We start from the raw sequence: 24,359 nt of genomic DNA on the forward strand, positions 1-24,359 counted from the left end.
GAGCGAGCCTAGCCGGAGCAGGCGTTCGACTCACCGGGCACCGTGACCAATACCATGAGGCGGATTATCGGATTATCTGCTTACTTGTTAGATCTATGTGCCAGGGGGCCCGGTCCCCACCCGACCGGCCGCGAGGAGCCCCCATGTCCGACGGACCCGCCGGCTCCGCCGCGACCCCGCCCTCCTCGCCCGCCCCCGAGCCGTCCTCGATCCCCGCTGTACGGGTCCCCCGGCAGCGCGGTACCTCCGCCGCCCCGGCGGAGGGGGCGGGCCGCGCGGACGCCGGGGCTGGTGGCGGGGGCGGGGGTGCGCCGGCGGAGGACCGCGCTCCTGAACGCCACGCGCCTGCCGAGCGCGGCGCGGACGACGGCATGGGCGCCGGTACCGGGCCCGACTCCGGGTCGCGGGCCCGCGTACCCGCCCCGGCGACGAGCCCGGAGGCCGCCGGGAGCGGGGCGGACGGCGCGGCGAGCGGGCCCGAGGACGCGGCGAGCGGTTCCGGCGCCGGCTCGGGCAGCGCGCGCGGCACCCGCGAGGGCCACGGCGCGGCCCCCCGGCATCCGGTCGCGCGGAAGATCGTCAAGGCCGTCGGGCTGCTCGCCGCCACCGCCGCGGGCAGCATGCTCGTACTCCGCGGCAACGAGGCCCTCGCCGCCCTCGGCACGCCCGTCACCGCCGATTCCCGGGCCACCACCGCCACCGCCGTGGACGCCCCCGATCCCGGCCGCGTCCTCCAGATCGTCGCCCACCCCGATGACGACCTGTACTTCATGAACCCGGACCTGCGGTACTCCATAGCCGCCGGCCACCCCGTCACCTCCGTCTACCTCACCTCCGGCGAAGCCGACGGCATCAACGCGGGCGCCGCCAAGCAGGCCTCCACCCCGCCCGACAAGCCCGCCTACGCCGAGGCCCGCCAGAACGGCATCCGCGCCGCCTACGCCAAGATGGCCACCGGCGACCGCAGCAGCGCCTGGAAGCGCACCGTGGTCCCGACCAAGGGCGGCGGGTACGCCGAGGTCGACGTCCTCGTCGCGAAGCCCGAGATCAACCTCGTCTGGCTGCAGCTGCGCGAGGCCGGCCACGTCCACGCGGACGTCCCCGACAGCCTCCACGGCCTGTGGGACGGCAAGGTCCCGCACCTGGAGTCGGTGCTCGCGTCCGGCTCCCCGGTCAAGCACGGGTTCACGTACACCAAGGACCAGGTCGTCCGGACCATCGAAGGCATCCTGGAGCGGTACCGGCCCACCACCATCCGCGTCCAGGACCCGACCCCCGGCCGGTTCCACGACACGAAGCGGTACACCGACCACCAGGACCACTTCTACGGCGCCCGCTTCGCGCAGCTGGCCACCGACGCCTACGCGCGCGAGGTCAAGGACCGCCCCCACTTCGCGGTGCAGAACTACATCGGCTACTTCAACGGCTCCCTCCCCAGCACCCTCGACCCCGGCGAGGCGAAGGAGAAGCTGGACATCCTGGGCACCTACGCCTGGCTCGACCGGGAGAACCACTGCGGCAGCGAGGCCGGCTGCGGCGACCTCAAGGTCGCCGACCGCCCCTCGGGCAACCGCTGGACGCAGACCGTCAACTACGCGCGCGGCACCAGCACTTCCTGGCTCACCTCCGACGGCGCGCACGGCCTGTGGGCGTTCAAGGTGCTCGACGGCCAGGTCGCCGTCTGGCACCGCACCGGCCTGATCGGCAGCTGGAGCGGCCCCCGCCTGCTCCCCGGCACCGGCATGGACCAGGGCATCTCCACCGTCACCCTGCGGGACGGCCGGATAGCCGCCTTCGGCACCCGCACCTCCTTCGGCGACACACCCGCCGACTACCTGCGCGAGGTCGTGTACGCGGTCCAGCGCGCTCCCGGCTCCGAGGAGTTCGGCCCCTGGGAGTCACTCGGCACCCCGGAGACCGCCGACGACACCTGGACCTCCGACATCAGCGCGCCCGCCGTGTCCGTCGACGGCACCGGGGCACTCGCCGTGTACGTGCGCGACGGCGCCTCCACCCTGCGCGGCCGCGTCCAGCACCCCGGCGGGGAGTGGGGCCCGTGGGAGGGCCTCGGCGGCTCCGACCTGCACGGCACCCCGGCCACCGCGACCGACGGGGCCGGACGGCGGATGGTCTTCGCCGCCACCACGAAGACGGTGACGGGCTGGGCACAGCCGGAGCCCGGCGCCCCGCTGGGCCCGGCCACCCCCACCGGGCTGCCGGAGACCACGCTGCCCCTGACGGCGCAGGGGCGCGAGGGCGGGGTGCGGCTGCTGTTCCGCAAGCCGGGGTCGGGCAACGTGCGTTCCGCGCTGGTGACGGCCGAGGGCGGGCTGCGGGTGAACGGCCTGACCGACCTGGGCGGGCTCCAGGGCTTCGGGCCGGTGACGGCGAGCGGGCACGTGCTGGCGGGCCGCTCGGCGGGCGGACAGCTGGGCGCGGACGTCGGGCCGAGCGGGGCGTGGCAGCGCTCGCCGCTGATGTTCGTGGGGGCACCGTCCAGCACGATGACGGGGAAGAACCTGGTCAGCCTGGCCGTGGTCGGCCTCGACGCGCGGCTGTACGTCACCTCGTCGGCGGACGACACGGACGCGCACCTGGCTCCGTGGCAGCCGGTGGGGCCGCGCAACACCCGCGCCGGCGGGCGGTAAGCCGGACCGGAAGGACCGCGCCAACGCGCGTACGGGGGCGCCCGGGCGGCGTGGAGATCACCTCAACCGCGTCCGCGATCCGGTCGGTTCGGCGCCGGCGCGACACCGGCAGGGCAGGGCAGGGCAGGGCGGGACACAACCACATCCGGTCATTTTTTCGGAAAAGCGTGCGTCATCGTCGGAATCGGTGAACCAACTGGCCCGATTCGGCCTCTCAGTGACCGCACAGCGGTTCTTCCTGCCCGAAGCGACCTCAAGAGGCCGTGACCATGCCCCTTTCCCGCCGCCGTCTCCTCCTCGCGGCCGTGCTTCCCATGCTCACCGTGGGTGCCTCCGGCGTCCTCGCCGTCACCTCCGGCCAGCAGACGGCGGCCGAGACCGGCGAGGGGAAGGCCCCGGCCGCCGCCCTGCCCGCCAGCACGACCTCCGGCACGGTCGTCCAGGTCGTGGCGCACCCCGACGACGACCTGTTCTTCATGAACCCCGACCTCAGCCGCTCCCTGCTGGCCGGACTGCCCGTCACCACGGCCTACCTCACCTCCGGCGAGGCCGACGGCCGCAACGAAGCGCGCGGCGGAGAGGCCAAGGACCCGGAGCAGCCCGCCGACCGCGCCCGGTACGCGGAGGCCCGGCAGAACGGGATACGCGCCGCCTACGCCGAGATGGCCACCGGCGACCGCGCCGGCGCCTGGAAGCGTACGGTCATACCCACGGCCGGCGGCGGACAGGCCGAGCTCGACGTCCTCGTCGCCCGCCCGCAGGTCAACCTGGTCTGGCTCCAGCTGCGCGAGGCCCGCAACCCGGCCGCGGACAACCCGGACAGCCTGCGCGGCCTGTGGAACGGGCGTATACCGGCGCTGGGTTCCCAGCTCACCACGGGCACCCCGGTCAAGCAGGAGTTCTCGTACACCAAGGACCAGCTGATCGAGTCCATAGCCGGGATCCTGGAGCGGTACCGGCCGACGACGATACGGATGCAGGACCCGACGCCGAACCGGTACGCCGCCACCGGGAAGTACACCGACCACCAGGACCACATGTACGGCGCCCGCTTCGCGCAGGCCGCCACCGCGCTGTACGCGGAACGGGTCGCGGAACGGCCGCGGTTCTCGGTCCAGAGCTACCTCGGCTACCACAACGGCAGCCTCCCGCACGCGCTGGACCCGCAGACCGCCGAGACGAAGACCGGCTTCCTGAAGACGTACGCCTGGCACGACCGGGCCGACTACTGCGGTTCCCCCTCCGGCTGCGGCGACCGCAAGGTGGCGGGCAGCCCCACCGGCCGCCACTGGGCCCAGTCGCTGCGCTACGCCCGCGCCGACACCACCTCCTGGCTCACCGAGGGCACCCCCGGCCGGCTCTGGGCCTTCGCCGCGCTGGACGGGCGGATGGCCGTCTGGACGCGCGACCGGGCCGGGACCTGGACGGGGCCCGTCCTGCTCCCCGGCACCGGAATCGACCCGGGCGCCACCGCCGTCCGCCTCCCCGGCGGCCGCGTCGCGGTCCTCGCCACCCGCACCGTGCTCGGGCCCCGCCCGGCCGACTACCGGCGCGAGGTGGTGTACGCGGTCCAGTCCGCGCCCGACGGCCCGTTCGGGGCGTGGGCCTCCCTCGGCACCCCCGAGCCGGACGACGAGCCCGGCACCTCGGCCATCAGCACCCCCTCGGCCGCCGTCGACGCCGAGGGCCGCCTCACCGTCTACCTCCGCGACTCCCGCCGCACCCTGCGCGCCCGCGCCCAGCAGCCGTCGGGGGCCTTCACCGACTGGGAGCAGCTGGGCGGCGAGGACCTCCAGAGCGACCCGGTCGCGGTGACCGACGCCGCCGGCCGGCATCACGTGTACGCCGCCACCACCGCGTCCGTGCTGGCCTGGACGCAGCCCGCCCCCGGCGCCCCGCTCGCCGGGCCGCACCCCACCGGGCTGCCCGCCACCACCGTCCCCCTCTCGGCGGCCCGGGACGGCGCGGGCATCCGCCTCTACTTCCGCCGCCCCGACTCCGGGGTGGTCCGCAGCGCGCTCGTCACGGCGGGGGCGGGCGCCCCGCAGGTCTCCGGCGTCTCGGAGTCGGGCGGCCGGGCCGGCTACGGCGCGGTCGGCGCCGCGGGCCGCACGGTGACGGGCCGCGCGGACACCGGCACCATCGCCGCGGCCACCCTGGGCGGGCCGCCCTCCTGGACGGAGTCCGGGATGCTGTACGCGGGCGCCCCTGCGGCCGTACTCGGCCCGGCCGGAGCCACGACCACGGCCGTCCTGGGCCTGGACGCCCGGCTCCACACCACGACCACCCGCCCCGCCGGCCCGCGCCCCATTTGGCACCCGGCGGTCCGGACGCCCCCCGCCTGACCCGCCGCCGCGCAGGCGGGCGCCGGCCGCCCGCCGATATCCTGGGAGGAACATCGAGCATCGGGGGCATCCCGCCCGGAGGGCAGCACGATGAACCAGCACCGCTTCCTCACACTCCTCGCCGCCCCGCTCCTCGCCTCCTCGGCCGTACTCACCCCGGCCTCGGCCGCCCCGGCGGCCGCGCCCGCCGTCGGCTCCTGCGAGCTGGTGGCGACCGGGGAGGGCAAGGACACCTCGTACGACCTCGTGCTGGAGGGATTCGAGCCGGACCAGTCCGTCACGATCAACGGCCCGCGGACGAACCAGCGCGCCCGGGTGGACGACGAGGGCGCACTCGACAAGCACGACGTCCGCTACGGCAAGTACACCGTCAGCTCCAAGGGCAGCCGCATCGGCTGCACCACACCGCCCCGGGGCCAGCAGGACGGCGGCGAGCAGGGGAAGGTCAAGGTCACCAAGGTCGAGGTCGTCACCCTCACCAAACCCGGCACCGTGGTCGACTGCTCCAAGCCGAGCAGGGCCGAGTTCGACGGCCGGATCACCGGCACGGGCAAGGGCGACGTCGACTACTACTGGACCTTCGCCTCCAGCGCCGACCCCTACGCCAAGGGCAAGGCCCACTTCGAACCCGGCATCCAGAGCCACTCGCTCCTCAAGGTGGTCAACCTCCCGGCGACCGTCAACGGCGTCTCCCCGAGCGTCTTCATGACCCTCCACGTGCCGTCAGCGGGCCTGAGCGCCCGCAGCGACCAGGTCACCCTCACCTGCGCCAAGCCGTAGCCCCCCACCACAACGCCACGGGCCGCCGGCCCCCGGCCGACTCCGTCGGTGCACCAGAAGACCCAGCTGCAACGCCGTTCTAGCCGCCATCCAAGCGGTCGTCCGGCGGTGGCCACCGGCCACCCTTAGACGGCCCGGAGACGGCCCTGACCGGTCGGGCAGGGCGGCCCACAGGTGAAGTCCACACCGGCTCCGGAGGGCGCGCAGGCCCGTGCACCTCCGCAGGTCGGAGCCCATCTGCGGACTGCTGGGCGGCACGCCGCGAAGGGCAGGCGTAGCTTCCCCTTCTACCAGCCGCCACCGAAGATCGGCTGCAGGGCGGCCGCTGCACCTGACAGCAGCGCCAGCATTCCACCCAGCGTCGCCAGAGCCGTTGTGGCGTTCGGAAACAGCTCACGCCGCAGCTCGCGCCAGCGATCCTTGACAACAACCATCTTGAGCTTCTGCCACTTGTGTTGGCGAATGTGGCAACCCATCATGACGCCCTTGCTGTTGTTCCTGCACGCGCCGTCTCGCCCAAGTGCCCCACACCAGGCCGGAGCGAGAAAGAAGAAGTAGAGCGTGCACACCCCCGACAACGCCAACAGCAGGCCCGGGCCGAGATCAGACGTGAGCCAACCTGCCAACAGGACTGCGAAGACAGTCCATCCCCAGTACTTCCCGAAGTTCTTCATGCGCACTGGAACGTAACGGTGTGTCGCCCAGGCGGAAAGGGAGCATGTCAGGCGCAACGGTGGCACTCACCAGCGCAGGTGATCTCTCAGCGGCGAGGAGGGGCCTCCTTAAACGCTCTCACACAGCGCGTCCGGCACGATGTGTCCGTCGACTGCACAGGCCGCATCGTTGCCGTAGCGCCTTCGCCGGATGTGCGCGACAAGAGCGGCCTTCTGATGGAAGGGCCCTCGTAGGGCGGGCTTGACTGGATCAACGGCAGACGGGATGGCAGCTCCCAACCATCACGAACCGGCCGGCAGGCACAGGACTGGCCCCGACGTTCCGGAGTCGGAGCGCCCCTGTCGGAGGCATCCACCTGTGACGGGCAGCCGACTGATCAGACTGGGCCACGCGCGAGCCCGGGATACACGCGCTGCGGCACTTCTACGCGTCCGTACTGCTGGACTCCGGGGAGAACATCAAGGCGCTCGGCACCTACCTCGGACACGGCGACCCCGGATTCACGCTCCGGGTCTACACGCATCTGATGCCGAGCAGCCACGAGCGCACCCTGAAGGCCGTGGACGAGGTGTACAAGGCCGCCGATCCGATGGCTGACGGCCCACAGACGGCCCAGGAGGACTGAGACGAGTCCGGGCCGGCGGCTGTCTGCCGCCGGCCCGGAGTGCCGTCTGACTCGGGTATCGCCGCTGAGCTGCGGTTACAGCACCGGCAGGTTCTTCCGGAGCTCGAAGGCGGTGACCTCGCTGCGGTACTCCTCCCACTCCTGCTTCTTGTTGCGCAGGAAGAAGTCGAAGACGTGCTCGCCGAGGGTTTCGGCGACCAGTTCGCTGCGCTCCATCAGGGAGATGGCCTCGCCCAGGTTCTGCGGGAGGGGCTCGATGCCCATCGCGCGGCGTTCGGCGTCGGAGAGGGCCCAGACGTCGTCATCGGCGCCCGCCGGGAGTTCGTAGCCCTCCTCGATGCCCTTGAGGCCCGCCGCCAGGAGTACGGCGTACGTCAGGTAGGGGTTGGCGCCGGAGTCGATCGAGCGGACCTCCACCCGGGAGGAACCCGTCTTGCCCGGCTTGTACATCGGGACGCGGATCAGCGCCGAGCGGTTGTTGTGGCCCCAGCAGATGTACGAGGGGGCCTCGCCGCCGGAGCCGGCGGTGCGGGAGGAGCCGCCCCAGATGCGCTTGTAGGAGTTGACCCACTGGTTGGTGACGGCGGCCGTCTCCGCGGCGTGCTTCAGGAGGCCCGCGATGAAGGAGCGGCCCACCTTCGAGAGCTGGTACTCGGCACCCGATTCGTAGAAGGCGTTGCGGTCGCCCTCGAAGAGGGACAGGTGGGTGTGCATGCCGGAGCCCGGGTATTCGGAGAAGGGCTTCGGCATGAACGTGGCCTGGACGCCCTGTTCGAGGGCGACCTGCTTCATGACCAGGCGGAACGTCATGATGTTGTCGGCGGTCGAGAGGGCGTCGGCGTAGCGGAGGTCGATCTCCTGCTGGCCCGGGGCGCCCTCGTGGTGGCTGAACTCCACCGAGATGCCCATGGATTCGAGCATGGTGATCGCCTGGCGGCGGAAGTCCATGCCCACGTTCTGCGGGGTGTGGTCGAAGTAGCCGGAGTTGTCGGCCGGGACGGGGCGGGTGCCGTCCAGCGGCTTGTCCTTCAGCAGGAAGAACTCGATCTCCGGGTGGGTGTAGAAGGTGAAGCCCAGGTCGGACGTCTTGGCCAGGATGCGCTTGAGGACGTAGCGCGGGTCCGCGAACGAGGGGGAGCCGTCCGGCATCAGGATGTCGCAGAACATCCGGGCCGTCCCGGGGGCCTCGGCGCGCCACGGCAGTATCTGGAAGGTCCCGGGGTCCGGCTTGGCGATCATGTCGGACTCGTAGACCCGGGCGAAGCCCTCGATCGCCGAGCCGTCGAAGCCGATGCCCTCGTCGAAGGCCTGCTCCAGCTCGGCGGGGGCGACCGCGACGGACTTCAGGAAGCCCAGCACATCGGTGAACCACAGGCGCACGAAGCGGATGTCGCGCTCCTCGAGCGTCCGGAGGACGAATTCCTGCTGCTTGTCCATGCCTTCATCCTCGCAGTTCAGACGATCCGTGCACCACCACCCCAAAAGGGCGGGGGGGCGCGGTCGGGCCCGTCCAGTATCGCCAGTGGTGGTTTCCGCCACATTACGCACCCCCCAGAGCCGATGGCACCCCCGCTCCGACCGCGCACAAGTCATGAGCATTACCATCGGCGCCCATGGGGGGCTGGGAGTACACGGGGAGCGGACGCCGCGGGCGTCCCTTCCGGCGCGCCTTCCTCGTGCTGCTGATCGCGGCCGGGGTGGCGGCCGGCGTGGCGTTCCTGTGCGTGCGGCCCGCGGCGGAGCCCGGACGGGTGCACGCCGGGCACAGCGGGCACGCCGCGCACGCCACCTGCGTGTCCCCGTACGACCCTCCGGGCTGTTCCCCCCTCTCCCACGTCACCCCGGCCGTGCTGCCCGCCCCGCCGCCCGCCGTGGCCCTGCCCCGGAGCGGGCCGGTGCCCGCCGCCCGCCCGGGCGCGGCCGCGGGGCCGGTGCGGCCGCCCGGGACCCTCGCGCGCGCGCCCGGCCTGCACGTCCTGCAAGTGCTGCGGACCTGAGCGCTCCGGCGCACCGGACGGCACCACCGGCTCCACCCCCACACCCCCTCAGCAGAAGGAACAGGGCACATGGCCAGCAGGACGTCACAGCAGAACTCCCGCCAGCAGCGCATAGCCGAGATGCGCCGCGCCGAGCAGGCGCGCGAGCGGCGCAACAAGATCCTCGCGATCAGCGTCTCCACGGCGATCGTCGCCGGTCTCGTCGGATTCGGCGCCTGGGTGCTGATCGACCAGAAGCAGAAGGAGAAGGACGCGGAGGCGGCGCGCAAGGCGCCGGTCTCGGGCGAGCAGACCTGGGACGCGAAGAAGCTCGGCCGCAACCACGTCGAGACCGCGGTCAAGTACGAGATGAACCCGCCCGTCGGCGGCGACCACCACCCCCGCTGGATGAACTGCGACGGCGACGTCTACAAGAACCCGATCCCCGAGGTGAACGCCGTCCACTCGCTGGAGCACGGCGCGGTCTGGGTGACGTACAACGACAAGGCCGACAAGGCCGAGGTCGACAAGCTCGCCGAGAAGGTCGGCAAGACCCCGTACACGCTGCTCAGCCCCGTCAAGGAGCAGGCCGGCGCGATCATGCTCAGCGCCTGGGGCAAGCAGCTGACGGTGGACAAGGCGGACGACCCGCGCGTGGCGCAGTTCTTCACCAAGTACGTGCAGGGCCAGCAGACCCCCGAGCCGGGCGCGGCCTGCACCAACGGGGTGGGCGAGAAGTGACCCGTACGTACTGGGCGGCGGGCGCGGCCGTCGTGCTCGCCGTGCTGTTCGCGGTGGGGGCCACGGTCGCCACCGCGAACGGCCCGGACGGTGACGGCGGGCGCTCCCCGTCCGCCGCCGCGCCGGCCCTGTACTCGCCGGACGCGGGCTTCGCCCGGGACATGGCGGTGCACCACCAGCAGGCGGTGGAGATGTCCTTCATCGTCCGCGACCGCACCCAGGACGAGTCCGTGCGCAGCCTCGCGTACGACATCGCGAACACGCAGGCCAACCAGCGCGGCATGCTGCTGGGCTGGCTGGACCTGTGGGGGCTGCCGAAGGTGGTGGCGGACGAGCCGCCGATGTCGTGGATGTCCTCGCAGGAGGGCCACGGCGGGTCCGGGGGCCACACGGGGCACGCCGGCGCCAAGCCCGGGGCGCTGATGCCCGGGATGGCGACGAAGGAGGAGCTCTCGCGGCTCGGCGCGGCGAACGGCCGGGACGCCGAGGTGCTGTACCTCCAGCTGATGACCGACCACCACAAGGGCGGCGTCGCCATGGCCGAGGGCTGTGCCCGCCAGTGCGCCACTCCGGCGGAGCGGGCGCTGGCCCAGGGCATGGTCGAGGCGCAGCAGTCGGAGCTGACGCTGATGGCGGACATGCTGCGCGGGCGCGGGGCGGCGCCGCGGTAGCCCGCCCCGCCCGGCCCGGCGGCTACCCGCGGGCGTGCAGGACCGCCCGCGCCACCTGGTGCGGGCGGTCCAGCATGACCAGGTGTCCGGCCGGCTCGGCGACCTCGAAGCGGGCGCCGAGCACCTCGGCGAGGGCCGCCTGGCGGCCGAGCCAGCGCCGGGCGGCGTCGCCCGGTTGGCCGTCGTGGCCGGCCAGGACGGTGGCGGGCGCCGTCAGCGGGTGCTCCGCGCGCAGGGCGAGCAGCTCGGCGGCGGTGTCGGGGTAGCGGGAGTTCTCCAGGAGGGCCCCGCGCCAGACCCGGCCCGTGCGGTAGCAGCGGCGTACGAGGTCCCGCGCGGCCGGATCCGCGGCCCGGCCGGCCCGGGAGGCGCGGACGGCCCCGCCGCGCAGCGCGGGCCCCAGCGCGGCCGGGAGCCCGGCGGCGGTCACGGCCCGGCCGAGCGCGCGGGCGGCGCCGGTGCGCAGCGCGGCGGGCAGCACCGTACGGGGCGCCTCCTCGACGCTGGAGTCGACCAGGACGAGGGCGGCGGTGCGCTCCGGGTACAGGCGGGCGAAGGCCTCGGCGTGGAACCCGGCGATGGAGTGCCCGACGACGGTGACGGGCGTGCCGCCCAGGCCCAGCCCGTCCAGCAGGCCCGCGATCCGGCGGGCTTCCCCGGCGGCGCCGGGCGGCTCGGTCGCCGGGGCGCTCAGCCCGTGCCCCGGCCGGTCGAAGCGGATCACGGTCCGGTCCCGGGCCGCGAGCAGGGCCGCGACCGGGTCCCAGTCGAACCAGGCCATGGCGAGCCCGGCGCTCAGCACCACGGGCGGCCCAGCGCCCTCGACGGCGACGTGCAGCGGGATCCCGTCCACGCGGACGAAGCGGGGCGGGGGGTTCACGTACGGCGCTCCTCGTGGACGGAGCGGGCCAGCAGCCCCAGCCAGAGCGCGACCAGCAGCACCTGGAGCCGCTGTCCCGCGCCGAGCGCCCAGGTGCCGTGCCCGGCGGTGAACAGGGCGATGGCGGTCAGCGTCCAGGCGGTGGCGAGCAGCTCCATGGTGACGAGGGCGGGGCCGTAGCGGGCGAGGGGCGCGAGGCGCCCGTACCGCCGGGCGGCGACGGTGAGCGCCACCGTCCCGATGAGGGCCCCGGTCATGGCGAGGCTGCTGCTGATGGCGTGGGCCTGGTGGGTGGCCGGGACGAGTCCGGCGGTCTCGCGGGCGGCGCATTCGGGGTCGGCGGTGGGCCGGCAGCTGAGCGGAAGCCAGGCGTCGGCGGCGGTGGCCGCGCCGAAGAGGGTGATCCCGCACCAGCCGGCGACGGCCCAGGGGCCCCGGGACGGGGGGTGGCGGACGAGGCGCGCCAGGGCGAGCAGCCCGCCGAGGAGGACGAGCAGGCCCGCGGTGAAGTCGGTGGCCCGGAAGAGGCCGCCGAGGGGCTGGTCCTGGGCGGCGAGTTCGCTGACGTAGGTCTCGATGGGGTTGAGGCCGGTGGAGAGGACGACTTCGAGCACCCAGGCGGTGTACGCGGCCGCGCCGAGGCCGATGAGGAGGGCGACGGGCCTGGTGCTCGGGGGTGCGTCTCCTGCGGGGCGGTGCGGACGTTTCGGGCGTTCTGTACGCATGGGGTGAATGATCCTCAGCAGATCCGGCATCGGCGTGCGGCGCCCCCGGGCGGTGCCGCGGCCGGGATCGCCGGGATGCGCGCCCAGGGCCATCCGGCCGAGTCCCGCACGGGGAGAACGTGCGCGCCGCCTGCCGCGTTCCCCGGGCCGGAGTCCGGATTCCGGCACTTCGGCCGATTCCGCTCCCGGGCCGGGGCGCGGGGCCGAATCCGCTTGGAGGGTGCCGGGGGGCATGGCAGGCTGCCCGCATCGTCCGTACACCGCGTTCCGCGCCCCGTACGCCGCACACTCCAAGGACGCCTCAGGCATGAGTACGCCCCCGAACCCGCCCGGGACCCCGTCCGGTCCGCCGCCCGAGCCCGCGGACGCGCCCATACCCGGGGCGGAGAAGCCGTCACTGGAGAAGCCGGAGCCGGAGGAGCCGCGGACGCCGGGGACGGACACCGCCGCGTCCGCGCCGGAGCCGGCGGCCCCCGCCCCCGAGCCGGTGCGGCCGTCGCTGACGAAGACCCCGCCGACGGACGCCCCGCCCGCCGACGCCTCGCCGACGGACGCCGCACCGGCCGAGGGCCCTCCCGCCGACGCCCCGCCAGCCGACGCCCCGCGCGCACAGGCCCCGCCCGCCGACGCCTCGCCGGCCGACGCGCCGCCCGCACAGGCGGCCCAGCCCGCCAACACGCCGGCCGCACAGGCGGTCCCGCCCGCCCAGGCCCAGCCCGCACAGGCGGTCCCGCCCGCCCACGCCCCGACGCCCCCGCCCGGGGAGTTCGACCCGTGGGCCGCGCCCGCCCCCGGAGCGGCCCCGCCGCAGTTCCCGCCGAGCGCCTCCGGCCCGCCCACCGGCGCCTGGGGCCAGCCCGCCCCGCCCACCGGCGCCTGGGGCCACGCCGGCCCGCCGCCGGCGCCGCCCTACGCCGCGTACCCCGGCTACGCCGCCCATCCCGGCTTCCGGCCCGTGCCCGGCGCGCCCTCCAACGGGATGGCCGTCGCCGCGCTGGTCCTGGGCCTGGTGGCCGTCCCGGTGGCCGTCGTCCCGTTCGTGTTCTGGATCGGCGCGCTCCTCGGCCTCACCGCCCTCGGCCTCGGCATCGCCGCCCTCGTGCGCGCCCTGGCCGGCGCCCCGCGCAAGGTGATGTCCCTCGTGGGCGCCGGCCTCGGCCTGCTCAGCCTGGGCGCCTGCGCCGGCGGCTGGTTCCTCACCGTCGCCGTCGTCGACCGGGCCGTCGAGCGCGCCGGCCGCGAGATCACCGTGGATCCGGAGTGGGACGAGGAGTGGGACCAGGAGTGGGACGAGGACGACCTGGTCGAAGGTGACGAGGACGCCGCCGTGCCCCCGTCGGGCCCCGGCATCACGACCCCGCTCGACTTCGGCCGTACGTACACGTACCCCAGCGGGATCCAGGTGAGCGTCGCCGAACCCCGGAAGTACACCACCAGCAGCAAGTGGATCGAGGTGGGCAACGCGGTGCGGGTGGACTTCACCATCACCAACACCTCCGACCGGCCCCACCGCGTCGTCCACGCGATTCCCACGGTCGTCGACGACCAGGGCCGGCCCGGCAAGCTCGTCTTCGACGGCCGGATGCCCAAGCGCGTCGAGACGGTGATCGAGCCGGGCCACTCGGCGTCCGGCAGTGCCGCCTTCGAGGTGCCGGAGGGCACGAAGTCCATCAGCGCGGACCTCTCCCCCGGCGTCCTGCTGCCCCCGGCGAAGTTCACCGGGCCGGTCCGCTGAACCGTCCGCCGGGCTGCGGAAACGACGGCGTCACGGCCCGGCCCAGGACATCGCGTCAGAAAGACGATTAGACTGGGCCCGTGCCTCAACTACGCCTCGCTCTGAATCAGATCGACTCGCAGGTCGGCGACATCGCCGCCAACTCCGACTCGGTCGTGCACTGGACGCGGCACTCCGCCGAGCAGGGCGCCCACCTCGTGGCGTTCCCGGAGATGACGCTGACGGGCTACCCCGTCGAGGACCTGGCCCTGCGGGCCTCCTTCGTGGAAGCGTCCCGCACCGCGCTGGCCGCGCTGGCCCGGCGGCTGGCGGACGAGGGGCTCGGCGGGCTCCCCGTCGTCGTCGGCTACCTCGACCGCAGCGAGCGGGCCGCCCCCCGGCTGGGGCGCCCCGCGGGGTCCCCGGAGAACGCGGCGGCCGTGCTGTACCGCGGCCGGGTCGTCCTGCGGTTCGCCAAGCACCACCTGCCCAACTACGGGGTCTTCGACGAGTTCCGGTACTTCGTGCCGGGCGAGACCCAGCCCGTCATCCGGGTGCACGGCGTCGACGTGGCCCTGGCCATCTGCGAGGACCTCTGGCAGGAGGGCGGCCGCGTCCCGGCCACCCGCGCAGCCGGGGCCGGGCTGCTGATCTCCGTCAACGCGTCCCCGTACGAGCGCAACAAGGACGACGTACGCCTCGAACTGGTCCGCAAGCGCGCCCAGGAGGCCGGCTGCACCCTCGCCTACGTGGCGATGATGGGCGGCCAGGACGAGCTGGTCTTCGACGGCGACTCGATCGTCGTGGACGCGTCCGGCGAGGTCATCGCCCGCGCCCCGCAGTTCTCCGAGGGCTGCGTCCTGGTTGACCTGGACCTGCCGGCCGCCCGGGCGGACGCCCCCGAGGGGGTGGTGGACGACGGCCTGCGCATCGACCGCGTGGTCCTCTCCGAGGAGCCGGTGGAGGCGTACGAGCCGGTCGTGACCGGTGGCTACGCCGAGCGCCTGGACGACGACGAGGAGGTGTACGACGCGCTGGTCGTGGGCCTGCGCGCGTACGTCAGGAAGAACGGCTTCCGTTCCGTCCTGATCGGGCTCTCCGGGGGCATCGACTCGGCGCTCGTCGCGGCCATCGCCTGCGACGCGGTCGGGGCGCAGAACGTGTACGGCATCGCCATGCCCTCGAAGTACTCCTCGGAGCACTCCAAGGGCGACGCCGCCGATCTGGCGGAACGGACCGGGCTGAACTTCCGCACCGTCTCGATCGAGCCGATGTTCGACGCCTACATGGGCTCGCTGGGCCTGACCGGCCTGGCCGAGGAGAACCTCCAGTCCCGGCTGCGCGGCACCCTGCTGATGGCGGTGTCCAACCAGGAGGGGCACATCGTGCTGGCCCCGGGCAACAAGTCCGAGCTGGCCGTCGGCTACTCCACCCTCTACGGGGACTCCGTCGGCGCCTACGGGCCGATCAAGGACGTCTACAAGAGCGACGTCTTCCGGCTCGCCCGGTACCGCAACCGGGCCGCCGTCGAGCGGGGCGAGACCCCTCCCATCCCGGAGAACTCGATCGTGAAGCCGCCGAGCGCCGAGCTGCGCCCGGGTCAGGTGGACACGGACTCGCTGCCGGACTACCCGGTGCTCGACGCGATCCTGGACCTGTACGTGGACCGGGACCAGGGTCTGGAGGAGATCGTCGCGGCCGGCTTCGACCGGCAGCTGGTGGCCCGGACCCTGCGGATGGTGGACACGGCCGAGTACAAGCGCCGCCAGTACCCGCCGGGCACCAAGATCTCCGCGAAGGGCTTCGGCAAGGACCGCCGGCTGCCCATCACCAACGGCTGGCGCGAGCGCGCGTAGCCGCCGCAGCCGGCCCGACGGGGAAGCCAGGGAGCCCGCCTCGTGAGCGGCGGGCCCCCTCCCGGCTTCGCGCGGGCGGCGCGCCGCTCACCTGCGTACGGTCACCCGGGCGGCCACCGGGAGGTGGTCGCTGCCCGTGCGGGGCAGGGTCCAGGAGGCCTCCGGCTTCGCCCCGCGCACCATGATCTGGTCGATCCGGGCCATCGGGAACTGCGCCGGCCAGCTGAAGCCGAAGCCGTCGCCGGCCGCGCCCTGGGTGGAACGCATCTGCGAGGTGACCTCGGACAGGGCGCGGTCGTTCATGGTGCCGTTGAGGTCGCCGAGCAGGATGACGTTCTTCAGCGGTTCGGCGGCGAGGGCCGCCCCGAGCGCGTCGGCGCTGTTGTCGCGCTGGTTGGCGGTGAAGCCGGCGTTGAGCTTGACCCGGACCGAGGGGAGGTGGGCGACGTACACGCCGATCTCGCCGAAGGGGCTCGCGACGGTGGTGCGCATGGCGCGGGTCCAGCCGAGCCGGATGTCCACGGGCTTGCTGGAGGTCAGCGGGTACTTGCTCCACACGCCGACCGTGCCCTCGACCGCGTGGTACTTGTACGCGCCTCCGAGGGCCTTCTCGTAGACGGGGACGGCGCTCGCCTTGAGCTCGGTCAGGGCCAGCACGTCCGCCCGCGAGGTGGCGAGCGCCTCGCCGGTGCCGCGCGGGTCGGGGTTGTCGGCGTCGACGTTGTGGGCGGCGACCATCAGGTTGCCGCGGGAGCCCGACTTGTCGGTGACCAGGCCGCCGAAGAGGTTCACCCAGACCGCGGCCGTCAGCAGTATCGCGATCAGGGCCGTCGCGGACCTGCGGATCACGGCGATGGCCAGCAGGACCGGCACGGCCAGCCCCAGCCAGGGCAGGAAGGTCTCGACGAGGCTGCCGAGGTTGCCCACGTCGTTGGAGAGCTCGGCGTGGAAGATCATCACCAGCGAGATCAGGGCGGCGACCCCGGCGGTGACGATGCCGCGCTTCCAGATGCCGCGGTCGCCCCGCAGCTCGGCCAGGAGGCGCTTCAGTCCGGATCCGGGGGGCCCGGGGTCGGAGCCGCCGTTCCCCGTCTCCGTCATGTACGCCTGTGCCATGCCATGTCCTCGCTGCCGTGCTCGCGCTCCGTCCCCGTGCCTTGACCCTAGGCGATGTCGGGAGCCTTTCCGTGCCGTCCTCGCGGCCGTACAACCGGGAGGACGAACGGCCGTGCGGCAAGGGTTCCGCTTGTCACGAAACGCGCACATTGGCTCCGGCGCGCCTGGAGACGGGCCAGGAGTGTGACGGACCGGTCAGCGCGCCGCGGCCCTCCCACTTCCGTCCACGGCCGGACGGGTGCCACCATGGTGGGTGAGTCCGGGGACGCCGTAAGGGTGCCTCGAGATGACACAAGGAGCAGTTGCAATGACGCATGCCGTTTCGCCTGCCCGCGAAGCCGCCTCCCCCACCCTGTACGGGGGCACGGGCAACCGGCGGATCACCGTCCGCGACCTCAACCTCGCCAAGGAGCGCGGCGAGAAGTGGCCCATGCTCACCGCCTACGACGCCATGACGGCGTCCGTGTTCGACGAGGCCGGGATCCCGGTGATCCTCGTCGGTGACTCCATGGGCAACTGCCACCTCGGCTACGACACCACCGTCCCCGTGACGATGGACGAGATGACCCTGCTGTCGGCGGCCGTCGTACGGGGCACCAGCCGGGCCCTGGTCGTCGGCGACCTGCCGTTCGGCTCCTACCAGGAAGGCGCCGTGCAGGCGCTGCGCAGCGCGACCCGGCTGGTGAAGGAGGCCGGTGTCGGGGCGGTCAAGCTGGAGGGCGGGGAGCGCTCGCTGCACCAGACCGAGCTGATCGTCCAGTCCGGCATCCCGGTCATGTCCCACCTGGGCCTGACCCCGCAGTCCGTGAACGCCATGGGCTACCGGGTGCAGGGCCGCACCGACGAGGCCGCGCACCAGCTGCTGCGCGACGCGAAGGCCGCGCAGGACGCGGGTGCCTTCGCGGTGGTCCTGGAGCTGGTCCCGGCCGAGCTGGCCGCCGAGGTCACCCGGTCGCTGCACATCCCGACCGTCGGCATCGGCGCGGGCTCCGAGTGCGACGCGCAGGTGCTCGTGTGGACCGACATGATGGGCCTGACCGGCGGGAAGATGCCGCGCTTCGTCAAGCAGTACGCGGACCTGCGCCGGACCATGGGTGACGCGGCGAAGGCCTTCGCCGAGGACGTGGTGGGCGGAACGTTCCCGCAGGAGGAGCACGCCTTCCACTAGTCCGCGCGTACCGACAGCCCGCCGGCCACGGGGCCGGCGGGCTGTCGGCTGCCCGTCGTTCCGCTGTTGGCCGGCTGTCGGAGCTTTGTCAGTGACGGCTGGTCCCATGGTGGACATGACGCGAAACGACAAGAACTCCCACGCCGTGGAAGTGCGGGGGCTGGTCAAGCACTACGGCGAGACCAAGGCCCTGGACGGGGTCGACCTGGACGTCCGCGAGGGCACCGTGCTCGGCGTGCTGGGACCGAACGGCGCCGGCAAGACCACCCTGGTCCGCTGCCTGTCCACCCTGATCGTCCCCGACGCGGGCACCGCCACGGTCGCCGGATTCGACGTGGTCCGCCAGCCCCGGCAGCTGCGCCGCACCATCGGCCTCACCGGCCAGTACGCCTCGGTCGACGAGAAGCTCTCCGGCCGGGAGAACCTCTACATGATCGGCCGGCTGCTGGACCTGTCCCGCAAGGACGCCCGGGCCCGCGCGGACGAGCTGCTGGAGCGGTTCTCCCTGACCGAGGCGGCGAAGAAGGCGGCGATGCACTACTCCGGCGGGATGCGCCGCCGGCTCGACCTGGCCGCCTCGATGATCGGCCGCCCGGCGGTGCTCTACCTGGACGAGCCGACCACCGGTCTGGACCCCCGTACCCGCAACGAGGTGTGGGACGAGGTGCAGCGGATGGTCGCCGAGGGCGCCACCGTGCTGCTCACCACCCAGTACATGGAGGAGGCCGAGCAGCTCGCGAACGAGCTGACGGTCATCGACCGCGGCAAGGTCATCGCCAAGGGCAGGGTCGACGAGCTGAAGGCCCGCGTCGGGGGCCGCACCCTGCGGATCCGGCCGGTGCACCCGTCCGACCTGCCGGACATCGCCCGCTCGCTGGCGGAGGCCGGTCTGGACGGGGTGGCCGGCTCCCAGGCGGTGCCGGACGAGGGCGTGCTGCTGGTGCCGATCCTGAGCGACGGGCAGCTGACCGCGGTGGTCGGCCTGCTGGCCGCCCGCGGATACGCGATCGCCGACCTCGGCACGTACCTGCCCAGCCTGGACGAGGTGTTCCTGTCCATCACCGGCCAGAAGCCGGCGACGGCCGAGGACGCCGCACCCACCCGCAAGACCGAGCCGAACCAGGAGGTCGCGGCATGAGCACCGCCACCACGACGAAGCCCAGCACCACCGCGGCCGTCACGGCCGCGTCCCGCCCGCCCTCCGAGGGCCGGATCGGCCTGCGGGCCAACCTGCGCCACATCGGCGCGCTCGTCCGGCGCAACGCCCTTCAGATCAAGCAGGACCCGGAGTCGATGTTCGACGTCCTGTTCATGCCGATCATCTTCACGCTGCTGTTCGTGTTCGTCTTCGGCGGCGCGATCTCCGGCAAGGGCAACCAGGGCGAGTACGTCAACTACGTGGTCCCGGGCCTGATGGCGATGATGGGCATGAACATCGCGATGGGTGTCGGCACCGGCGTCAACGACGACTTCAAGAAGGGCGTGATGGACCGCTTCCGGTCCATGCCCATCGCCCGGTCCTCGGTCCTCATCGCGAAGATCGTGGTCGAGCTCGGCCGGATGATGGTCGCCATCGCCATCCTGCTCACCGTGGGCTTCATCCTGGGTCTGTCCATCAAGTCCTCGGTGCTGGACCTGTTCCTCGCCATCGGGCTGTCGGCCGTCTTCGGCGCCTCCCTGATGTGGATCTTCATCCTGCTGGGTCTGACCCTGAAGACCGCGCAGGCCGTCCAGGGCATGGCGATGCTGGTCCTGATGCCGCTGCAGTTCGGCAGCTCGATCTTCGCCCCGCCGACGACGATGCCGGGCTGGCTGCAGTCCTTCACGGACTACAACCCGCTGTCCAACCTGGCCGACGCCGCCCGCGGCCTGATCAACGGCACCCCGCTGGGGAACTCCGTGTGGGTCACGCTGGCCTGGTCGGTCGCCATCACGGCGGTCACCATGCCGGTCGCGGTCCGCAAGTTCCGCCAGAAGACCTGATCCCCGGCCGGCCGGTCCGTCAGGATCGCGTCCCGGACGGCACCGCACGGGGGGAGCCGGCCGGATCAGATGAGGGCGGTGGCCTCCTCCAGGGTGAGGCCGCCGCCTTCGGCGTACGCCGCCTCGTACGCGGCGTCCCCCAGCGCCGCCCGCGCCCGTTCCCCGGCGAGGGCGGCGTCCTCGCGTTCGGAGGAGACCGGGACGTGCCCGGCCGGCAGGTGGGCGCGGTAGGCGCCCAGCAGTCGCGCGCTCTCGTACGCCTGCCCCGTGCCGCCCAGGCCGGTCCGGGCCACCGCGGCCGTCAGCAGGTACAGGGCGGGCATCTGCGGGGCGACCATCATCGCCAGCGGGTGCCGGACGGCTCCCGCCGCCTCCCGGGCCAGCCGCAGGGCGTCCTCGTACTTGCCCTCCTGGTTGTCCAGCCAGGCCGTGGTCGCGAGGAGGAACACGTCGAAGACGGCGAAGGCGCCGAGGGCGAACTCCTCGCGCAGCGTCCGGATCTGGTCACGGGCCTCGGCGATGCGGCCGGTGCGGCCGTAGACGCCCGCGAGGAACATCCGGGCGGCTGGCATGGCCTCGTTCCCGAACCGGTCCAGGGTGGTGAGGCTCTCCGTGAGGATCCGCTCGGCCTCCTCGATCCGGCCGCTCTCCACGAGGGACCCGGCCATCCGTACCCGCAGCACCGTCACCTGCGCCTTGGCGCCGAGGCGTTCGGCGTACTCGATCGCCTCGCGGTAGTCCCGGGCGGACAGGGCGTGGTCCCCGCGCTTCTCGCGGGACTCGGCGCGGGCCGACAGGGCCTCGGCGCAGCCCCAGTGGTCGCCGAGTTCACGGAAGAGCGCCAGGCTCTCGTCGGCGTCGCGGGAGGCGTCGCCGGCCCAGTCGGCGCGGTTGGCGAGGATGTTGGCCCGCAGCTGGAGGGCGGAGGCGAGCTCCCAGCGGTAGCCCAGCTCGCGGGCGGTGTCGACGGTGGCGTCCACGACCCGCTTGAGCAGCCCGGCGTCGCCGGCGATCATCACGGCGTAGATCCAGAGGGAGGCCGGGGTCCGGCAGGTCTGCGGGAGTCCGGGCCGGTAGGTGGCGAGCACGCCCGCCACCTGCTCGCGGACCTCGGGGCTGTCCCAGTCGGTGCTGGTCTGGTCCCGGGAGGCCAGCCGCACCAGGTGCAGGGCGCGCCAGCCCTCGGTGAGCACCTCGCCGGAGTAGGGCGGGGGCGAGTCGACGAGCCGTTCGTAGACGGGCCCGGCGGGGACGTGGGGCGGCCGGAAGGGGTCGGGGCCCAGTTCGGCGGCGGCCTCGGACCAGTGCCGGGACTCGGCGCGGAGGTCCTGCATGTGCCAGTACCAGCCGAGCGAGTGGACGAGGCACAGCACTTCGCCGGTGTCGCGGGCGGCGACGGCCCGGCGCAGGGCGGTACGGAGGTTCTCGTACTCGGTGGCGATCCGGTCGGCGGCCGCCCGCTGGCCGTGGCCTCGGAGCAGGGGTTCGGTGGTGCGGGCGAGTTCGCGGTAGTGGACGAGGTGGCGGTGCTCGGTGGCTTCGCGGTCCTTTCCTGCGCCGGCCTCGGCGAGGCGCTCGGCGGCGTATTCGCCGACGGTCTCCAGGAGGCGGTAGCGCATGTCGCCGGCGGGGCCGGGCGCGGCCACGACGAGGGACTTGTCGACGAGGGCGGCCATGGCGTCGGCGACGTCGGTGTCCGGGCCGGCGTCCGGGTCGGCGCAGACGGCTTCGGCGGCGTCCAGGTCGCAGCCGCCCGCGAAGACGGACAGCCGCCCGAGGACGGCCCGTTCCGGCTCGTCCAGCAGGTCCCAGGACCAGTCGACGACGGCGCGCAGGGTCTGCTGGCGCGGCAGGACGGTGCGGGCGCCGCCGGTCAGCAGGCGGAAACGGTCGTCGAGCCGGTCCGCGATCTGGCGGAGGGTGAGGAGCCGCAGCCGGGCGGCGGCCAGTTCGATGGCGAGCGGCAGCCCGTCGAGGCGGCGGCAGATCTCGGCCGCGGCGGCCGGGTCGTCGGTGACCCGGAAGCCGGGCCGGGCGGCGGCGCCCCGGTCGCCGAGCAGCCGCAGGGCGACCGGGTCGGGCAGCGGTTCGACGGGGCGCAGGAACTCCCCGGGTACGCCGAGGGGTTCCCGGCTGGTGGCGAGGATCCGCACGCCGGGGCAGTGGGTCAGGAGCCGCTCGGCGAGTACCGCGGCGGCGCCGATGACGTGCTCGCAGTTGTCGAGGAGCAGCAGCAGCCGGCGGCGGGAGCAGTGCTCGGTGAGCCGGTCGAGGGGGTCGTCCCCGGCCCGGTCGGTCAGTGCGCGCAGCTCCTCGGCGGCGGCCCCGCGCAGCTTGGTCTCGCGGGCGCCGAGTGCGGTGAGGGCCGCCTCGGGGACGTCCTCCGGGTCCTCCACGGGCGCCAGCTCGACGAACCACACCCCGTCGGGCCAGGCGTCGGCGGCGGCGCGGGCGTGCGTCTCGGCGGCCTCCTGCGAGAGCCGGGTCTTCCCGGCCCCGCCGGGGCCCAGGAGCGTGACGAGCCGGGCCCGGGCGAGGTCGTCGCCGATGGCGCGGATGTCGTCCTCCCGCCCGACGAAGGTGGTGAGCCGCGCCCGGAGGTTCCCGTGGGGCCCGGCGTCGTGCCGGACGGCGGGGGCGGTGGGGGCGGTGGGGAGCGGGGCGGAGGCCGGGGCGGGGGGCGTGCCCGGCGGGGGCGGGGAGAGGAGCTCCGAGTGGAGGGCGCGCAGCGCGGGGCCCGGGTCCGTGCCGAGGCGGGCGGCGAGGTCCTGACGGACGGTCTCGTACGCGGCCAGCGCCTCCGCCGGGCGGCCCGCCGCACGCAGGGCCCGGATCCGCAGCACCTGCGAGGGCTCGTCCAGCGGCTGCCGCGCACACAGCTCGGTCAGCTCCGGCAGGGCCTGTTCCGCCTCGCCCAGCGCCAGCGCCGCGCCCAGGCGGCCCCGGCGCGCGTCCGTCCGTACGGCCTCCCAGCGCGTGGACTCGGCCGCCGCATCGGGGAGGGAGGCCAGCGCCGGGCCCCGCCACAGCGCGAGCCCCTCGTCGTACAGGGCCGCCGCCCGGGCCGGGTCCGGCTCGGCCGCGGCGGCGCGTACCAGCCGCTCGAAGCGGTACAGGTCGACGTCGTCCCGCTCCGCCTCCAGCCGGTAGCCGCCCTCCACGGACCGCACGGCCGCGTGCCCGAGCGTCCGCCGCAGCCGCCCCACCAGCGCCTGGAGCGCCGCGACGGCGTCGGCCGGCGGGGCCGCGTCCCACACCTCGGCGACCAGCAGCCCCGCCGGCACCGCGCGGCCCGGCCGCAGGGCGAGCGCGGTCAGGAGGGCGCGCAGGCGCGCTCCGCCGACGGCGACGGTGGTCCCGTCGTCGCGGATGGCCTGGGCGGTGCCGAGAATCGCGTAGCGCACCTGCCCATTCTCTCCGGCACCGCGCCCCCGGCCGCGCCGAGCCCGGGGTAGGTTTCGCGGCATGGTTCATCAGGGCGTCCGCAGCGAGCGGCAGATCAGTTCCGTGTTCCTCGGCATCGTCGCCGTCATGGCCGTGACCGGCTGGGCGGTGTGGACGGACTACGCGGCGAGCACGGGGCTGGCCGTGTTCCTCTTCGTCACGTGCGCGTGGGTGGTCTCGCTGTGCCTGCACGAGTACGCGCACGCCCGGACGGCGCTGCACGGCGGTGACATCACGGTCGGCGCCAAGGGCTACCTGACCCTGAACCCGCTGAAGTACACGCATCCGCTGCTCAGCATCGTCCTGCCGGTGGTGTTCGTGATCCTGGGCGGGCTGGGCCTGCCCGGCGGGGCCGTGTACATCGAGCTCGACCGGATCCGGGACCGCTGGAAGCACAGCCTCGTCTCGGCGGCGGGGCCGCTGACGAACGTGGCCTTCGCGGTGGTCTGCACCGCCCCGTTCTGGCTGGGCGCCCTCGACGGGGTCCCGCTCCCCTTCCGTTTCGCGCTGGCCTTCCTGGCGCTGCTCCAGGTCTCGGCGGCGATCCTGAACTTCCTGCCGGTGCCGGGCCTGGACGGCTACGGGATCATCGAGCCCTGGCTCCCCCACCGCGTCCGCCGCGAGCTGGCCCCGCTGGCGCCGTTCGCGCTGATCGGGGTGTTCGTCCTGCTGTGGATCCCGGAGGTGAACGCCGTCTTCTTCGACGCGGTCCGGGGGATCCTGCGCGGGCTCGGCGTCTCGGACCTGGAGACGTACTGCGGCCGCGACCTGTACCGCTTCTGGCAGGACTCGGACGGGTTCTTCTGCACGGCCCCGCAGGACTAGGCCGTCTCTTCCGGATCTCGCTCCCCCAGCTACCGCTGGGAGGTGCCCCCAGACCCGCGACGTCTGGCACGGCACCTCGCCGCCTTGCCGGCACAGCCGAGTACGTCCAGTACGCGCGCTGTGCCTCCGCCTCGCGAGGCACCGCACCAGACGCCGCGGGCTTGCCCGGCAAGACCCGAAAGAGACG

18 protein-coding genes are annotated in these 24,359 nt (G+C 73.7%); 12 read left to right on the top strand and 6 right to left on the bottom strand.

Going from position 1 to position 24,359, the window contains the following annotated elements; translation table 11 throughout:
- Positions 1-143 precede the first annotated feature (143 nt).
- The 3 genes from ACFY7H_RS10235 (at position 144) to ACFY7H_RS10245 (ending at position 5,773) form a co-directional block, all read left to right on the top strand.
- Complete coding sequence (locus tag ACFY7H_RS10235; RefSeq protein WP_388935860.1) at positions 144-2,648, top strand: PIG-L family deacetylase; 2,505 nt, start codon at positions 144-146, stop codon at positions 2,646-2,648.
- Positions 2,649-2,917: 269 nt separating this feature from the next.
- Positions 2,918-4,993, top strand: coding sequence for a PIG-L family deacetylase (locus tag ACFY7H_RS10240; RefSeq protein ID WP_388935863.1), 2,076 nt, complete (start codon positions 2,918-2,920; stop codon positions 4,991-4,993).
- A gap of 90 nt (positions 4,994-5,083) precedes the next feature.
- The gene (locus ACFY7H_RS10245; RefSeq protein ID WP_388935866.1) at positions 5,084-5,773 is read left to right on the top strand and encodes a hypothetical protein; all 690 of its coding nucleotides are present in this window, start codon (positions 5,084-5,086) and stop codon (positions 5,771-5,773) included.
- A 287-nt stretch (positions 5,774-6,060) separates the two neighbouring features.
- On the opposite strand, the gene ACFY7H_RS10250 is transcribed toward ACFY7H_RS10245, so the two are convergent.
- Both ACFY7H_RS10250 and ACFY7H_RS10255 read right to left on the bottom strand, forming a co-directional pair.
- The gene (locus ACFY7H_RS10250; RefSeq protein WP_388935868.1) at positions 6,061-6,447 is read right to left on the bottom strand and encodes a hypothetical protein; all 387 of its coding nucleotides are present in this window, start codon (positions 6,445-6,447) and stop codon (positions 6,061-6,063) included.
- Between the two features lie 701 nt (positions 6,448-7,148).
- Positions 7,149-8,510 carry a glutamine synthetase family protein gene (locus ACFY7H_RS10255; protein WP_344153501.1) on the bottom strand — a complete coding sequence of 454 codons (1,362 nt, stop codon included), beginning with the start codon at positions 8,508-8,510 and terminating at the stop codon, positions 7,149-7,151.
- 176 nt (positions 8,511-8,686) lie between these two features.
- Between ACFY7H_RS10255 and ACFY7H_RS10260 the strand changes: the two genes are divergently transcribed.
- The 3 genes from ACFY7H_RS10260 (at position 8,687) to ACFY7H_RS10270 (ending at position 10,461) form a co-directional block, all read left to right on the top strand.
- Entirely contained in the window at positions 8,687-9,070 is a 384-nt protein-coding gene (locus ACFY7H_RS10260; RefSeq protein ID WP_388935872.1) for a hypothetical protein, read from the top strand.
- A 69-nt stretch (positions 9,071-9,139) separates the two neighbouring features.
- A complete protein-coding gene (locus ACFY7H_RS10265) occupies positions 9,140-9,790 on the top strand; it encodes a DUF3105 domain-containing protein (protein WP_388935874.1) in 651 nt (216 codons plus the stop codon).
- Positions 9,787-10,461, top strand: a complete 675-nt coding sequence (locus tag ACFY7H_RS10270) for a DUF305 domain-containing protein (RefSeq protein WP_388935877.1) — start codon at positions 9,787-9,789, stop codon at positions 10,459-10,461. The genes ACFY7H_RS10265 and ACFY7H_RS10270 overlap by 4 nt, the downstream gene beginning before the upstream one ends.
- 22 nt (positions 10,462-10,483) lie before the next feature.
- On the opposite strand, the gene ACFY7H_RS10275 is transcribed toward ACFY7H_RS10270, so the two are convergent.
- Both ACFY7H_RS10275 and ACFY7H_RS10280 read right to left on the bottom strand, forming a co-directional pair.
- The gene (locus ACFY7H_RS10275) at positions 10,484-11,341 is read right to left on the bottom strand and encodes an alpha/beta fold hydrolase (protein ID WP_388935880.1); all 858 of its coding nucleotides are present in this window, start codon (positions 11,339-11,341) and stop codon (positions 10,484-10,486) included.
- Positions 11,338-12,066 (bottom strand): DUF998 domain-containing protein, encoded by a 729-nt coding sequence (locus tag ACFY7H_RS10280; protein ID WP_388935883.1) that lies wholly within the window; start codon positions 12,064-12,066, stop codon positions 11,338-11,340. Before ACFY7H_RS10280 ends, ACFY7H_RS10275 begins: the two co-directional genes overlap by 4 nt.
- 307 nt (positions 12,067-12,373) lie before the next feature.
- Between ACFY7H_RS10280 and ACFY7H_RS10285 the strand changes: the two genes are divergently transcribed.
- The gene (locus ACFY7H_RS10285) at positions 12,374-13,801 is read left to right on the top strand and encodes a hypothetical protein (RefSeq protein WP_388935886.1); all 1,428 of its coding nucleotides are present in this window, start codon (positions 12,374-12,376) and stop codon (positions 13,799-13,801) included.
- 80 nt (positions 13,802-13,881) lie between these two features.
- Positions 13,882-15,636 (top strand): NAD+ synthase, encoded by a 1,755-nt coding sequence (locus ACFY7H_RS10290; RefSeq protein WP_388935888.1) that lies wholly within the window; start codon positions 13,882-13,884, stop codon positions 15,634-15,636.
- An 87-nt stretch (positions 15,637-15,723) separates the two neighbouring features.
- Here the strand turns inward: ACFY7H_RS10290 and ACFY7H_RS10295 are convergent, their stop codons facing one another.
- The gene (locus ACFY7H_RS10295) at positions 15,724-16,752 is read right to left on the bottom strand and encodes an endonuclease/exonuclease/phosphatase family protein (protein WP_388935891.1); all 1,029 of its coding nucleotides are present in this window, start codon (positions 16,750-16,752) and stop codon (positions 15,724-15,726) included.
- 307 nt (positions 16,753-17,059) lie between these two features.
- Here ACFY7H_RS10295 and panB point away from each other — a divergent pair, with 307 nt between their 5' ends.
- From panB to ACFY7H_RS10310, 3 genes are all read left to right on the top strand, one after another.
- Positions 17,060-17,920 (top strand): 3-methyl-2-oxobutanoate hydroxymethyltransferase, encoded by an 861-nt coding sequence (gene panB / locus ACFY7H_RS10300; RefSeq protein ID WP_388935894.1) that lies wholly within the window; start codon positions 17,060-17,062, stop codon positions 17,918-17,920.
- 115 nt (positions 17,921-18,035) lie between these two features.
- The gene (locus ACFY7H_RS10305; protein ID WP_388935898.1) at positions 18,036-19,058 is read left to right on the top strand and encodes an ATP-binding cassette domain-containing protein; all 1,023 of its coding nucleotides are present in this window, start codon (positions 18,036-18,038) and stop codon (positions 19,056-19,058) included.
- Entirely contained in the window at positions 19,055-19,903 is an 849-nt protein-coding gene (locus ACFY7H_RS10310; RefSeq protein WP_388935902.1) for an ABC transporter permease, read from the top strand. The genes ACFY7H_RS10305 and ACFY7H_RS10310 overlap by 4 nt, the downstream gene beginning before the upstream one ends.
- A 65-nt stretch (positions 19,904-19,968) precedes the next feature.
- On the opposite strand, the gene ACFY7H_RS10315 is transcribed toward ACFY7H_RS10310, so the two are convergent.
- Positions 19,969-23,307, bottom strand: coding sequence for an ATP-binding protein (locus tag ACFY7H_RS10315; protein WP_388935905.1), 3,339 nt, complete (start codon positions 23,305-23,307; stop codon positions 19,969-19,971).
- A gap of 61 nt (positions 23,308-23,368) precedes the next feature.
- On the opposite strand from ACFY7H_RS10315, the gene ACFY7H_RS10320 reads away from it, so the two are divergent.
- Positions 23,369-24,172, top strand: coding sequence for a site-2 protease family protein (locus ACFY7H_RS10320; protein ID WP_388935907.1), 804 nt, complete (start codon positions 23,369-23,371; stop codon positions 24,170-24,172).
- Positions 24,173-24,359: the final 187 nt, after the last annotated feature.

The organism is Streptomyces sp. NPDC012794, assembly GCF_042901085.1.
Lineage (GTDB): Bacteria > Actinomycetota > Actinomycetes > Streptomycetales > Streptomycetaceae > Streptomyces.